14 protein-coding genes are annotated in these 13,507 nt (G+C 33.2%); 6 read left to right on the plus strand and 8 right to left on the minus strand.

Going from position 1 to position 13,507, the window contains the following annotated elements:
• Positions 1-72: 72 nt before the first annotated feature.
• The 3 genes from AC23L6_RS11140 to AC23L6_RS11150 all read right to left on the minus strand — a co-directional run bounded on the left by AC23L6_RS11140 (position 73) and on the right by AC23L6_RS11150 (position 2,192).
• Positions 73-519 carry a hypothetical protein gene (locus AC23L6_RS11140; protein ID WP_487562579.1) on the minus strand — a complete coding sequence of 149 codons (447 nt, stop codon included), beginning with the start codon at positions 517-519 and terminating at the stop codon, positions 73-75.
• Positions 520-689: 170 nt separating this feature from the next.
• Positions 690-1,331, minus strand: coding sequence for a porin family protein (locus AC23L6_RS11145; protein ID WP_487562578.1), 642 nt, complete (start codon positions 1,329-1,331; stop codon positions 690-692).
• Positions 1,332-1,727: 396 nt separating this feature from the next.
• Positions 1,728-2,192, minus strand: coding sequence for a hypothetical protein (locus AC23L6_RS11150; RefSeq protein WP_487562577.1), 465 nt, complete (start codon positions 2,190-2,192; stop codon positions 1,728-1,730).
• Positions 2,193-2,332: 140 nt separating this feature from the next.
• Between AC23L6_RS11150 and pyrF the strand changes: the two genes are divergently transcribed.
• A complete protein-coding gene (pyrF, locus tag AC23L6_RS11155; protein ID WP_487562576.1) occupies positions 2,333-3,157 on the plus strand; it encodes an orotidine-5'-phosphate decarboxylase in 825 nt (274 codons plus the stop codon).
• 9 nt (positions 3,158-3,166) lie between these two features.
• A complete protein-coding gene (locus AC23L6_RS11160) occupies positions 3,167-3,952 on the plus strand; it encodes an alpha/beta fold hydrolase (protein ID WP_487562575.1) in 786 nt (261 codons plus the stop codon).
• 147 nt (positions 3,953-4,099) lie between these two features.
• Here the strand turns inward: AC23L6_RS11160 and AC23L6_RS11165 are convergent, their stop codons facing one another.
• The gene (locus tag AC23L6_RS11165; RefSeq protein ID WP_487562574.1) at positions 4,100-4,822 is read right to left on the minus strand and encodes a DUF4197 domain-containing protein; all 723 of its coding nucleotides are present in this window, start codon (positions 4,820-4,822) and stop codon (positions 4,100-4,102) included.
• 43 nt (positions 4,823-4,865) lie between these two features.
• A complete protein-coding gene (gene purU, locus AC23L6_RS11170) occupies positions 4,866-5,720 on the minus strand; it encodes a formyltetrahydrofolate deformylase (protein ID WP_487562573.1) in 855 nt (284 codons plus the stop codon).
• A 220-nt stretch (positions 5,721-5,940) separates the two neighbouring features.
• On the opposite strand from purU, the gene AC23L6_RS11175 reads away from it, so the two are divergent.
• Genes AC23L6_RS11175 through AC23L6_RS11185 form a run of 3 tightly spaced genes read left to right on the plus strand, consistent with a single transcriptional unit; the run spans position 5,941 to position 10,868 of the window.
• Positions 5,941-9,369, plus strand: coding sequence for a methylmalonyl-CoA mutase family protein (locus AC23L6_RS11175; protein ID WP_487562572.1), 3,429 nt, complete (start codon positions 5,941-5,943; stop codon positions 9,367-9,369).
• Positions 9,370-9,396: 27 nt separating this feature from the next.
• Positions 9,397-9,873, plus strand: a complete 477-nt coding sequence (locus tag AC23L6_RS11180; RefSeq protein ID WP_487562571.1) for a GyrI-like domain-containing protein — start codon at positions 9,397-9,399, stop codon at positions 9,871-9,873.
• Between the two features lie 5 nt (positions 9,874-9,878).
• On the plus strand, positions 9,879-10,868 hold the full coding sequence (locus tag AC23L6_RS11185; RefSeq protein WP_487562570.1) for a T9SS C-terminal target domain-containing protein: 990 nt from the start codon (positions 9,879-9,881) through the stop codon (positions 10,866-10,868).
• A 61-nt stretch (positions 10,869-10,929) separates the two neighbouring features.
• Here the strand turns inward: AC23L6_RS11185 and AC23L6_RS11190 are convergent, their stop codons facing one another.
• Positions 10,930-11,331: a T9SS type A sorting domain-containing protein gene (locus AC23L6_RS11190; protein ID WP_487562569.1), complete on the minus strand. Its 402-nt coding sequence runs from the start codon at positions 11,329-11,331 to the stop codon at positions 10,930-10,932.
• A gap of 183 nt (positions 11,332-11,514) precedes the next feature.
• Here AC23L6_RS11190 and AC23L6_RS11195 point away from each other — a divergent pair, with 183 nt between their 5' ends.
• On the plus strand, positions 11,515-12,387 hold the full coding sequence (locus AC23L6_RS11195; protein ID WP_487562568.1) for an AraC family transcriptional regulator: 873 nt from the start codon (positions 11,515-11,517) through the stop codon (positions 12,385-12,387).
• Positions 12,388-12,392: 5 nt separating this feature from the next.
• Here AC23L6_RS11195 and AC23L6_RS11200 read toward each other — a convergent pair whose 3' ends face one another.
• Positions 12,393-12,710 (minus strand): hypothetical protein, encoded by a 318-nt coding sequence (locus AC23L6_RS11200; protein ID WP_487562567.1) that lies wholly within the window; start codon positions 12,708-12,710, stop codon positions 12,393-12,395.
• 181 nt (positions 12,711-12,891) lie between these two features.
• Positions 12,892-13,449, minus strand: coding sequence for a DUF1543 domain-containing protein (locus AC23L6_RS11205; RefSeq protein WP_487562566.1), 558 nt, complete (start codon positions 13,447-13,449; stop codon positions 12,892-12,894).
• Between the last annotated feature and the right edge of the window lie 58 nt (positions 13,450-13,507).

The following is a 13,507-nucleotide window of genomic DNA, read 5'->3' on the forward strand; positions in this document are numbered from 1 at the left end:
TAAATATACTAAATTAAAATGTATCTGCTTAGCAAGGTTAGCCTAGCAGATACATTAATAAACTCGATTTAGTTAGTGGTCTTTTTTTCCATTTCCATGCCCTCTGTTTTTTCCATTTCTCCGATCATGATGTTTGTGGTATTTTACTTCTCGATAGGCAACAACTCTTTCAGGGTGTCCGGTAAAATACTTGACTTTATGCCTTTTATGATAAGCATAAGGTCTAGTTCCTCTGTAATCAGTTAAATAAACCACATGACCAGCATGCAAATTATAATTTCTGCAGCGCGGTGGTAAATTTACCGAACGAATCCAAGATCCATTTGATAAATAAATAAATCTAGCTTGAGGAACATCATAATATACATCAATATCAGGAAGGTAATAATATTGCACTTCTACTCGATCTGCAGGTGCCCAAACAGGGGGAGTTCCTATATTAACATTGATACTCACTTGTGCATTTGCTGTTGAAAAAACGCAAATTAGAACGGCGGTTATGGTTAGAAGCTTTTTCATGATAATTACATTTTAAAGTTATTATTCAAAAGTAAAAACTGTTAACAACAAGTCTGTTATATAATTTTTTTGATAAGTTGTATAATTTTAATGAAAAAGAAAATGGAGTTAATTCGCATCAACTCCATCTTCAATTGGTCAAAAACCTAATTTTTGAATGCGTGTTAATATCAAAATCGATAACCTAGAGCTAGCTGGATCACCTGATTTTTATAACGTGGAGTTGTGCTGTTTCCATTAGCGTCAGAACTGCTTATATCCCAACCAGCGCGACCAGAAATCAAAAAGTGATCAATGTTGAAATCGGCTCCAACAACAAAACCCAATATGTTTTTTTTGTAGTTTTCTTTGTTAATTGCTTCTTCTTGAGTGGTCGTGATATTTCCGTTGAAATTATTTTTTGTTTTTAATAAATACGAAAACTGAGGGCCGCCAACAAAAGTTATTGATGGCACAGGTTTGATTTGCAAAAGCAAAGGCAAATCAACAAAACTGGTTGTTCGGGTATATTTGTAACTGTACAACACATTTGATTCAGTGGATTTAAATCCTTTTTCAGAGTACATTAATTCGGGTTGAATCCCGAAATATTTCCCCAAAGGAATCGATAAAAATCCACCGATGGCAAATCCAGTTTTTCCCTCAGCAACAAAATCCTGATTTTCTTCATCATAAACATTAGAAAAATTAATACCTGCTTTGGCACCTAAACTAAATTTTTCTCGATCATCTTTTACTATTTCTTGGGCTAATGTAAATTCAGAAATAAATAGAGCTACAAATATTGCCATTTTTTTTGCTTTCGTTTTCATAGTGCATAGTTTTAAAAACATATAATATAAAGTTGCATTATTAAAAAAGTTGTATGTATCACAGATAATGCTTTATCTACTAGAATTATAAATTTAAATTTTATTCAACATGTTGTTATCAGGATAAACATTGTTTTGTTGTTTTTTACTGTTCATATCATAACTATATAAGTCTAAGTATTAAATAATTGAACTATTGTTGAATATTTCGAATTCATATCTTTAGGACTTTAAATTTTTCCAATTATGATTTTTAGTCAACGTTTATCTAATAGATGACTACAAACTTCAAGTTGAGAAACTCTATTAATACAACTTTTGAAAAGGCTATAATGGTATTTTCAGAGACATATCTTACAAGCCAACAATAAGAAACATGTATTCAAGGCATTTCTTTTAAAAAGCATATCGGATAGCTATTCCACCAAAACCTGAGCCAAAGCCATCATAATCACCAAACTCCAGTGAAGGCTGCCAATCGATAGACATATTTATTGGAGCTCCCTTGAACTTATAATCAAGACCTAAAACTCCATCAATACCAATGGAGGTACCTCCATCATAGTATTTATTATTGTAAAATCCGATGTGAGCTCCAGGTCCAATGTACCACTTTAAACCTGGTGCGTTATTGATGTTACCATGAAATTCATAGAGTCCCGTAATTCGATTACCTCTTTCCCAAAAATAACCAATACCTTCTAAAGCTGCATTTGATTTCACAAAGTGCTTAACAGTAATTGCCCCTGGGTAAAATTTTACACCAATTGCCGTTGAGTATGATTTTCCATAAGCTTGGGCAATAGTTTTTTGACTTGAAAAGGCGATTAATAATAATGCCAATACGATTACTTTCTTCATAATATTGAATTTTAAGTTAAATTTTATTATACAAATTTATATTAGGATGAATAGTGTGTTGTTATATTTAAAATGTAAAATGTTCTATAATTTAAAGGATTAAATGATGATGTTTGTATCTTTGTGCAACAACTTTCAAAATGACAAGACAACAACTCATTGAACAAATTCATCTAAAAAAATCTTTTCTCTGTATCGGTTTAGATGTTGATTTGACCAAGATTCCACAGCATTTACTCAAACTCGAGGATTCCATTTTTGAATTTAATAAAGCCATAATCGATGCCACGCACGATTTGTGCGTTTCCTATAAACCCAACACCGCTTTCTATGAAGCCTATGGAATAAAAGGTTGGAAATCGCTTCAAAAAACAATTAATTATTTAAACGATACGTATCCTTCAATTTTTACTATTGCAGATGCCAAAAGAGGCGATATAGGCAATACATCATCAATGTATGCTAAGGCTTTTTTTGAAGATTTAAATTTTGATTCAGTTACTGTGGCTCCATACATGGGTAGGGATTCAGTTGAGCCTTTTCTTGATTTTAAGGACAAGCATACGATACTTTTAGCATTGACATCTAATGAAGGAGCTTTCGATTTTCAGACAAATACTTCCGAAAAAAGAGAATTATACCAACAAGTTCTTGAAACATCAAAGAAGTGGAAAAATGCTCAGAATTTAATGTACGTTGTTGGAGCTACAAAATCACATTACTTTGAAGAAGTCCGTAAAATAGTTCCTAATAATTTTCTATTAGTTCCCGGTGTGGGCGCACAAGGAGGTAGTCTTTCAGAAGTATGTAAATTTGGTATGAACAAAGATGTAGGACTACTAATTAATTCCTCAAGGGCAATTATTTACGCCTCCTCTGAATCCGATTTTGCTGCAAAAACCAGAGAGGAAGCGTTGAAAATTAAAGCCGAAATGGAAGTCATCTTGAAACAATTATATTTATAAAAATACAAATTGATATCCTATACTTTATACGAAAACAAAAATAGCTCTCAGTGGGTGACTTTTGTTCATGGAGCAGGAGGAAGTTCCTCGATTTGGTTCAAACAAGTTCGGGATTTTAAAAAAGAGTACAATGTTTTGTTGTTGGATTTAAGAGGTCATGGCAATTCTAAATCCATTTTAAAAACGACTTTTACTTCAAGATACACGTTTAAATCAATTGCAAATGATATAATAGAAGTATTCGATTTTTTAGCAATTCAAAAGTCTCATTTTGTGGGAATTTCATTAGGGACTATCTTGATTCGTCAATTGGCTGAAATGCAACCAGAGCGCGTCGAGAGTATGATACTTGGTGGAGCCATTCTAAAAATGAATTTTCGGTCTCAGATATTAATGAAACTTGGAAACATATTTAAATATGTTATGCCCTATCTACTATTGTATAAGTTTTTTGCTTTTGTGATTATGCCTAACAAAAATCACAAACAATCTAGATTGTTATTTATACATGAGGCAAAGAAACTGCGCCAAAAAGAATTTATTAGATGGTTTCAGCTCACGGCTGAAATTAATCCTCTCCTTAGACAGTTTCGCCAAGAAGAATTAGGAATCCCAACATTTTATATTATGGGAGAAGAGGATTACATGTTTTTACCCTCTGTATCTGAGGTTGTAAAACGACACTATAAATCATCAAGTGTTTTTATTATTCCTAGCTGTGGTCATGTAGTCAATGTGGAACAGTCTATGATTTTTAATACTAATGCCATTTTGTTTCTTCAATCATTAAAATAAAAAGAGCCAATATCATTATAAATATTGGCTCTTTTTCAACTAACTCTAAAACAAATAATAAAACCTTTTATTGCTTTACAAATGTTCTAAATAATTATGAGTTAGGCTGTTAATTGTATGTTATTTTAAACTTCTTTTTATGTTAAATTATTTTTTGTCCTGTAAAGCAAAAACACTTTTTAATACATCTGATGTTCTTGAAGAGAGCTTTTCTCTAATATTTTTTTCCTCTACGGCAATCATTTTAAAAACACCATCCATAGCTTTTGTGGTTACATAGTCTGTGATGTCTGGATTTACTTTATTGACCAGTGGAATGGTATTGTATTTTTTAATTATTGAATTCCAAATAACATCTGCGCCTACTTTCCCAATAGATTCCTGAACTACCGGATTGAATTTAGCATACAAATCCTTTGTTGTAGAATCTTTTAGATAGGTTGTTGCTGCACTTTCATTGCCAAGTAAGATACTCTTGGCATCTGTAATATTTATATTTTTTATCGCATTAACAAAAATAGGAGTGGATTCTTTTACAGCCTCTTCTGCAGCACGGTTCAACGATTGAATACCGTCATCTACCAAATTACCCATTCCTAATTTTCTCAACGTAGCATCTACTCTTTGTAATTCTTCAGGAATCAAAATTTTTACGGCTTCATTTTTATAGAATCCATCAATGACCGTAAGTTTTGAAACTTGTTCTGTAACTCCTTTGTTTAGAGCTTCTTTGAGGCCGGCACTAATATCAATGGTGTTGGTAACATTGGTTATAGTTGGGATTTTAACCTTTGTCTTTTTGACTTTCTTTTTTGTTTGACCAATTGTAATTAGTGGAATTAATAACAGTAAAATAAATAGTTTTTTCATTTGAAGATTTTTTTTCTAGCTTTAAAACAAAGATTATACCGTTTTATGAAAAAATAACAGTTTTGTTGCTATACACCATTGTTTTTCTTTCAGCATGTAGTTTAATGGCTCGCGACAAAACGATTCGCTCCAAATCTTTACCTTTCATAATAAAATCTTCAATAGAATGACTGTGTGAAACTCGCGTTATATCTTGTTCAATAATTGGTCCTTCGTCTAATTCTTCAGTAACATAATGACTCGTGGCACCTATGATTTTTACCCCTCTCTTAAAAGCCGAATGATAAGGTTTTGCTCCAGGGAAAGCTGGCAAGAACGAATGATGAATATTGATAATTTGATTCTTATACAATCCTATGAGATTTGGAGTGATAATTTGCATATATCGTGCCAATACGATAAAATCGATTTCATGTTTTTGCAACAATTCAATATGTTTTTTTTCTCCAATTTCTTTGGTTTCTTTTGTAAAAGGCACATGATAAAACGGAATATTAAATCGCTCAGCAATTGGCTTTAAATCGTTATGATTACTTATTATTAAAGGAATCTCAAGCGATAATTCCCCTGCGCTGTATCTTCCTAAAATGTCAAATAAACAATGTTCGTATTTGGAAACAAATAGAGCCATTTTAGGTTTTTGGTCTTTGTTGTATAACTGCCAAGACATATTAAAATCTTTGGCTATAGATTGCTGGAAATCTAATTTTATGGCTGCCACAGTCCAATTTTCATTCATCAATTCGCATTCTAACCGCATAAAAAAAACATTTTGGTCAACATCAACGTGTTGGTCAATATAGGTAATGTTTCCTTCCACTTTTAGAATAAAATTAGTCACCGCAGCAATAATCCCTTTTTGATCTTCACAATGAATGAGTATTGTAATATTTCGCATGATGGTTTAGATTCTGTATTTTGTTATCTGAATGAATTAATATGATATACGGTATCTTACATTGAGTTTTTGGATAGTATGATTCTCAATAATTTTTTCAAAACTAATCTTATTTTTTTTAAAAAAAAGTCTGGCTTGGAATTTTTGTGTAATATAAGACTTTGAAGGGTGTTATTTTTTTAATTTGCGTAAATTGCGAACGCAAATTATCACATTCATAATGAAACCACAAATTCCTTACATCCCTAAAAATAAAGTCCGAATTGTAACTGCAGCCTCTCTTTTTGACGGTCACGATGCTGCTATCAATATTATGCGACGAATTATTCAAGCAACAGGTGTGGAGGTAATTCATCTTGGACATGATAGAAGCGTTGAAGAAGTGGTAAACACTGCCATTCAAGAAGATGCTAATGCTATTGCCATGACATCATATCAAGGCGGACATAACGAATATTTCAAGTACATGTACGATTTGCTCAAAGAAAAAGGAGCAGGGCATATCAAGATATTTGGCGGTGGTGGTGGTGTAATTTTGCCTTCTGAAATTTCAGAATTACACGAATATGGAATCGAGCGAATTTATTCTCCAGATGATGGGCGTGCTATGGGATTGCAAGGAATGATTAACGATTTAGTGCAACGTTCCGATTATCCAATTGGTGATAAATTGAATAATGAGCTAGAACAAATTGAGTCTAAAAATCCTACTGCCATTGCAAGATTAATTTCTGCAGCAGAAAATTTTCCTGAAGTTGCCAAACCAGCATTTGATTTTATTCATAAGAAAAATGAAGCTACTAAAATTCCTGTTCTCGGAATTACAGGAACTGGTGGTGCTGGAAAATCATCGTTGGTTGATGAGTTGGTTAGAAGATTTTTAATCGATTTTCCTGAAAAGACTATCGGATTAATTTCTGTTGATCCATCCAAACGTAAAACTGGTGGTGCACTTCTTGGTGATAGAATTCGTATGAACGCCATCAATAATCCTAGAGTTTACATGCGTTCGTTGGCAACACGTCAATCCAATTTGGCTTTGTCAAAATATGTAAACGAAGCCATTGAAGTGTTGAAAGCTGCCAAATATGACATTATTATTCTTGAAACTTCTGGAATTGGTCAATCGGATACTGAAATTATAGAACATTCGGATGTTTCTCTATATGTTATGACGCCAGAATTTGGTGCTGCAACACAATTGGAAAAAATCGATATGTTGGATTTTGCTGATATGGTGGCTCTAAATAAATTTGATAAACGTGGCGCTTTAGATGCAATTCGCGATGTGAAAAAGCAATACCAACGCAATCACAATCTGTGGGATGCTGATGTAGATACCATGCCTATTTTCGGGACTATAGCTTCACAATTTAACGACCCAGGAATGAATACGCTCTACAAATCTATCATGGATAAAATTGTAGAAAAAACAGGAGCCGATTTAAAATCTACGTTCCAAATCACTCGTGAAATGAGCGAGAAAATATTCGTAATTCCGCCGCATCGTACACGATATTTATCTGAAATTGCTGAGAATAACAGAAAATACGACGAAATTGTTTTGACTCAATTTGAAGTAGCTCAAAAATTATACGGAATTTACAAAACAATAGAAAGTGTTTCTAATAAAGAACTTTCTATTACAAAATCTGGTATTGACGACTCTTTTGTCATTCTGACGAAGGAAGAATCTCATCCTTTTTTACAATTATTATTAAAAGAATTCGACCGAGTTAAGATGAATTTAGATCCTTACAATTGGGAAGTGCTGCTAACTTGGGATGAAAAAGTAGCGAAATACAAAAATCCGATTTATAGTTTTAAAGTACGTGATAAGGAAATCAAAATCGCAACGCATACCGAGAGTTTGTCGCATTTACAAATTCCGAAAGTGGCGCTGCCAAAATACCAAGCTTGGGGCGATATTTTAAAATGGAATTTACAAGAAAATGTGCCTGGCGAATTCCCATTTGCTTCCGGATTGTATCCGTTTAAACGCGAAGGTGAAGATCCATCAAGAATGTTTGCCGGTGAAGGTGGACCAGAGCGAACCAACAAACGGTTTCATTATGTTTCTGCAGGTTTGCCAGCTAAACGTCTTTCAACGGCTTTTGATTCGGTTACTTTATACGGAAACGATCCGCACGTTCGTCCTGATATTTATGGAAAAATCGGAAATGCAGGTGTTTCAATATGTTGTTTGGATGATGCTAAGAAACTATATTCTGGTTTTGATTTAAGTCATCCATTGACTTCGGTTTCGATGACCATTAACGGACCAGCACCTATGTTGCTTGGTTTTTTTATGAATGCGGCAATCGATCAAAATTGTGAAAAATACATCATTGAAAACAATCTTCAAGTTGAAGTTGAAGAAAAAATTAATGAAATATACAAGAAAAAAGGAATTGTTAGACCAAGTTATCAAGGTGAATTGCCAGAAGGAAATAATGGTTTAGGATTGATGCTTTTGGGTGTAACTGGAGATCAAGTATTGCCTTTGGAAGTGTACAATGATATCAAGGTTAAAACCTTAGCACAAGTTCGTGGTACGGTTCAAGCCGATATCTTGAAAGAAGATCAAGCACAAAATACTTGTATTTTCTCTACAGAATTTGCATTAAGATTGATGGGTGATGTGCAAGAATATTTCATCCAACAAAATGTTCGTAATTTCTATTCAGTTTCTATTTCGGGCTATCATATTGCTGAAGCAGGAGCGAATCCAATTACGCAATTGGCATTTACGTTGGCAAATGGTTTTACTTACGTGGAATACTATTTAAGTCGCGGTATGAACATCAACGATTTCGGTCCAAATTTATCGTTCTTTTTCTCTAACGGAATCGATCCAGAATATGCTGTGATTGGTCGTGTGGCGCGTAAAATTTGGGCGAAAGCCTTAAAAAATAAATACGGCGCCAACGAAAGAGCACAAATGTTGAAATATCATATTCAAACATCGGGTCGTTCGTTACACGCACAAGAAATTGATTTCAATGACATTCGTACAACGTTGCAAGCATTGTATGCGATTTATGATAACTGTAATTCTCTGCATACAAATGCGTATGACGAAGCGATTACGACTCCAACAGAAGAATCAGTACGAAGAGCTATGGCAATTCAGTTGATTATCAACAAAGAATTAGGTTTAGCGAAAAACGAAAACCCAATTCAAGGTTCGTTCATTATTGAAGAATTAACCGATTTAGTAGAAGAAGCCGTGTTGCAAGAATTCGACCGAATTACAGAACGTGGTGGTGTACTTGGTGCCATGGAAACGATGTACCAACGTAGTAAAATTCAAGAAGAAAGTTTGTATTACGAAACCTTGAAACATACAGGTGAATTTCCAATTATAGGTGTGAATACATTTTTGAGTTCGAAAGGTTCACCAACGGTAATTCCCGCTGAGGTAATTCGCGCTACTGAAGAAGAAAAGCAATACCAAATTGTAATGTTGGAAAATCTTCATAAAGCTAATGAGGATAAAGTTGCAGAACAATTGAACACCATTCAAGAAGCGGCCATCAACAACCAAAATATTTTTGAAAAATTAATGGAGGCTACCAAGGTGTGTTCGTTAGGACAAATTACTAATGCGTTGTTTGAAGTGGGTGGGCAGTATCGAAGAAATATGTAATACTAACCTATTAGGATTATTAATTTTATGAACCCAACCATCAAAACCTTCCCTACCACAAAATTCATAGGCAAAAACCTCATTTTTACCTATGCTGATTATCGTGCTTTTGAATTATGGAGTAGTTTTATGCCAAGACGAAAAGAAATTCAAAATGCTGTTGGAATGGAGTTGTACAATATCCAAATCAATCCCGAGGATTTCGATTTTAGTCCTAATACTCCTTTTACTAAATGGGCTGCAGTCGCTGTTTCTTCTTTCGATTTTGTGCCAGATGGAATGGAAACAGTAGAAATTCCAGAGGGCTTGTATGCGGTTTTTAATTACAAAGGCAATCAGGCTGGTGCCGCTACTTTTTTTAATGCTATTTATACCCAATGGTTACCTAATTCCGATTATGAATTAGACAATAGACCTCAGTTTGAAATTCTTGGCGAAAAGTACAAGAACAACGACCCCAATTCTGAAGAAGAAATCTGGATTCCAGTGAAACAAAAACAGTAAATTCGATGATTACTAAAAGCAGAATGTTGCTGTTATTGGTTTTTGCTTGTGTTTCAGTACACTCGTTTGCTCAGGTTTTGGGATGCACAGACAAGTTGTCTAAGAATTATAATCCCTTAGCCACTAGTAACGATGGCAGTTGTTGTTACCTAAAAAAGTCTATACGTTTGTATTCATCAGTAATATTAAATGAACAACTTCACGAAACTTCTGGTTTGATTTTTTGGAATGGGTTTTTATGGACGCACAATGATGATACGGACACGAATTTGTATGCCTTAGATTCTTTGTCGGGAGCCATCGTAAAGAAAATTCAATTGAGTCATGTTGTCAATAAAGATTGGGAAGAGATAGCTCAAGACAGTGCTTATCTATATATTGGTGATTTTGGAAACAATTATAAAGGCAACAGAAAAGATTTGAAAATACTGCGAATTGAAAAACAATCTTTGCGATTGAGTCAACCAAAAATCGATACCATTGCTTTTGCCTATCCCAATCAAACAGATTTTACACTTCAACATTCGAATCGTACCAATTTTGATTGTGAAGCTATGATTGTCACTAAAGATAGTTTGTATTTGTTTAGCAAGGAATGGAAAACGAAAAAGACAAGCCTCTATTCCTTGTCTAAAATTCCCGGAAACTATGTAGCAGATTATAAAGCAACCTTCAATGTTAGAGGTTTGATTACTGGAGCAACTTTTTTACAAAATAAAAAATTGTTAGTCTTGTGTGGTTATTCTAAAAAGCTACAGCCTTTTATTTATGTATTATATGATTATAAAGGGAATACTTTTTTTTCAGGCAATAAAAGAAAAATTAAGTTGAAACTTCCGTTTCATCAAATAGAGGGCATTGCTACTAATGACGGTTTGCATTATTACATGAGCAATGAAAATTTTACAAGAAAACCTTTTATCGATGTTCCACAACAAATGCATTTTCTAGATTTGAGTGATTATTTAAAAACGTATTTAAGTACGTTTAAATAGTAGTCATAAAAAAACAGCCCATAGTAGAGCTGTTCTTCTGTTGAATTGAGTTTTTTTAGAATTACAAGATAGCCAAAGTTCCTTTTTTGTTGCTCAAAGCTTCTTTGTAAACTTCTGTAACCGCTTTTTGAGACAATAAAGCCATGTTGTTCGTTACGGTGATTTCATAACGCACTTTTTTTACTTCATTTTCTACTTCTAGAAAATAGATTCCCGATGGCAATTCTTCCAGACGATACGTTCTTAAAATACCTTCTTTTCCTGAGGCATTCTCAGAATAAATCAAGTTGTTTTCTTTGTCGTATAGTGCTAGGTTAATTCTTTTAATTCCATTTAATGAAAATCTAATTTCTTTTTCATTTCCTTTTTTTACATATAGTAAAAAATCACCTTCGCTTGCAAAGGTAGTCATAGTAGTCATAGCTACTACTAGTACCAAACCGAATCTTAACATCTTTCTCATAATTGTAGCTTTTAAATTAATACTAATAATTTGATGAGGCAAAACTAGGGCAAGAAACTGTAGCATAAAGACACTGTATTTTCCAATTTGTATGCTATTTTAACATTTCGAAAACGATATAGGTTAAATCATGATAAAAATGAATATAATCATGCTAATTTTGTATACATTTAGTTTGAAAATATGAAAACAATAGCCCCATCATTAGAAATTATTACACCCTCTTACGGAAGTTCTTTTTATTACTCAAAATATGAAGAAAACACCAATATCAAGTCGCATGTTTGGCATTATCATCCTGAAATAGAATTGGTTTTTATTAATGGAGGTTCTGGAAAAAGGCAAATAGGAAGTCACATATCTTATTATACTGATGGAGATTTGATACTTATAGGTAGTAATTTACCACATTGTGGATTTACAAATGATCAAACAGGAAATACCAATGAAACGGTGATTCAAATGAAACCTAATTTTTTGGGAGATAATTTTTTTGAAATTGCCGAATTGAAAAACATACAAAATCTTTTTAGTCAAGCTAAAGCAGGAATTGCTTTTACGGGAAATGTAAAGAAAAATGTTGGTCAACAAATTGAAGCAATGGAACATCAGCCGCCAATGGAACGCTTATTTTCGTTACTTACCATCCTCAGTGAGCTAGAACGTACCGATGACTATAAAATTTTAAATGCTGATGGATTTTCAATGGAGCTGCAAACACAGGATAATGATAGAATCAATAGTGTTTTTAATTATGTTAAAGATCATTTTCAAGAGCCTATTGCCTTAGAGGAGGTGTCTAATTTGGTAAGCATGACAACTCCTTCTTTTTGTAGGTATTTTAAAAAAATTACGAATAAAACCTTTACCGCCTTTGTTAATGAATACCGATTGGTTCACGCTTCCAAACTTTTGGCAGAAAAACCAATGAGCATTTCTGAGATTTCATTTGAAAGCGGATTCAATAATTTCAGTCATTTTAATAAATCATTCAAAGCCTACACGGGGAAAAGTGCATCGCAATACCGTCAGGAACTAAAAACAATTATAAAATAATTGCTTTATTGCTTTACATTAGGCAATTGGTTGAAAAATGAGGCCAAATTATGAATAGGATTAGCCTGAGAAAGCATAGTGTCGTCCTTGAAAAACTCTATTTTGGCACTAAAATCAGGAGTAAATTCTGAATCAGCGTCGGTTTGAATGGTGTTTATTGTAGCAATAGTTTTGTTCCTAATTTTAGTGAGTGATATACTCTCATTGGAGTTAAGTTGTTGTAGGTAAGGAGCTAAGTCCGTTTTACATTCTTGTAATTTCTGCATTATACCATCAATAATCGTTTGAGGAATTTCGATATTGATTTGGCTTTCAGTGTTCATATGATTTTCTTTGAATTATTTACGCAAAATTCCGTTTTTTAATTGGAAAAGTAATAGTGTTTTGTTTTATTTTAACATTATTATTGTGTAATCAAAAAGAAATCAAACCATCAGTATTTACAGTTTTTTGTGTTGAAAATGAACTTTAATAGGCTACAAAAACAATCATAAATGATACGATTTATTTCAGTTTATCAAGTTTTAAATAACCAATATGTAATTCGTCTTTAATCATGGAAGTGGTGTTTTTAGAAATCTTTAATTCGTATTTTTCCTTTAATTCTGGAGGTAAAACATCTTTCACTTTGTGAATATCATCTACATCGACTCCATACTTGTCATCAATGTGAGATTCACCTCCACCTTTAAAATTAAAATGTTTGTAGAATAAAGCCTTTTTTGCCTTTTTAGTTACTTCAGCGAGAGAAGTCCCCGTTAGAATCATTTTGTAATGATACTCTTCAAAGTCGTTTTCTTTATAGCCTCCAAGATTAATAAAGTAAAGTTGAGATTCGTTTTTTGAAACGGTGTTTTTTGTTACAATTTCAACACAAAAGTTTTCCACACAAGTAACTTCTCGCCATGCATCAATATGAATTTGCCCATTTGCTTCTGGCCAAAATTGATTCATTTGCGGTATTAATTCTTTTAAAGAGTTACCAATTCCAAAAAAAACATCGTGTTGCTCAGTGAGACGGCCTTTAGGAGTGCATCCCAATAATATCATATATAGCTTCATATTTGTAAAAATACGGAATTTTATTTTTATTAAAATTTTGAAAAATTATTTTTTGGTT

The organism is Flavobacterium sp. R1_16 (assembly GCF_057652095.1).

What these genes read in the sequence shown, in the direction of transcription:
- AC23L6_RS11140 (WP_487562579.1), bottom strand. Translation starts at nt 519, where the DNA reads ATGAAAAAGCTTCTAACCATAACCGCCGTTCTAATTTGCGTTTTTTCA.
- AC23L6_RS11145 (WP_487562578.1), bottom strand. Translation starts at nt 1,331, where the DNA reads ATGAAAACGAAAGCAAAAAAAATGGCAATATTTGTAGCTCTATTTATT.
- AC23L6_RS11150 (WP_487562577.1), bottom strand. Translation starts at nt 2,192, where the DNA reads ATGAAGAAAGTAATCGTATTGGCATTATTATTAATCGCCTTTTCAAGT.
- pyrF (WP_487562576.1), top strand. Translation starts at nt 2,333, where the DNA reads ATGACAAGACAACAACTCATTGAACAAATTCATCTAAAAAAATCTTTT.
- AC23L6_RS11165 (WP_487562574.1), bottom strand. Translation starts at nt 4,822, where the DNA reads ATGAAAAAACTATTTATTTTACTGTTATTAATTCCACTAATTACAATT.
- purU (WP_487562573.1), bottom strand. Translation starts at nt 5,720, where the DNA reads ATGCGAAATATTACAATACTCATTCATTGTGAAGATCAAAAAGGGATT.
- AC23L6_RS11175 (WP_487562572.1), top strand. Translation starts at nt 5,941, where the DNA reads ATGAAACCACAAATTCCTTACATCCCTAAAAATAAAGTCCGAATTGTA.
- AC23L6_RS11180 (WP_487562571.1), top strand. Translation starts at nt 9,397, where the DNA reads ATGAACCCAACCATCAAAACCTTCCCTACCACAAAATTCATAGGCAAA.
- AC23L6_RS11185 (WP_487562570.1), top strand. Translation starts at nt 9,879, where the DNA reads ATGATTACTAAAAGCAGAATGTTGCTGTTATTGGTTTTTGCTTGTGTT.
- AC23L6_RS11190 (WP_487562569.1), bottom strand. Translation starts at nt 11,331, where the DNA reads ATGAGAAAGATGTTAAGATTCGGTTTGGTACTAGTAGTAGCTATGACT.
- AC23L6_RS11195 (WP_487562568.1), top strand. Translation starts at nt 11,515, where the DNA reads ATGAAAACAATAGCCCCATCATTAGAAATTATTACACCCTCTTACGGA.
- AC23L6_RS11200 (WP_487562567.1), bottom strand. Translation starts at nt 12,710, where the DNA reads ATGAACACTGAAAGCCAAATCAATATCGAAATTCCTCAAACGATTATT.
- AC23L6_RS11205 (WP_487562566.1), bottom strand. Translation starts at nt 13,449, where the DNA reads ATGAAGCTATATATGATATTATTGGGATGCACTCCTAAAGGCCGTCTC.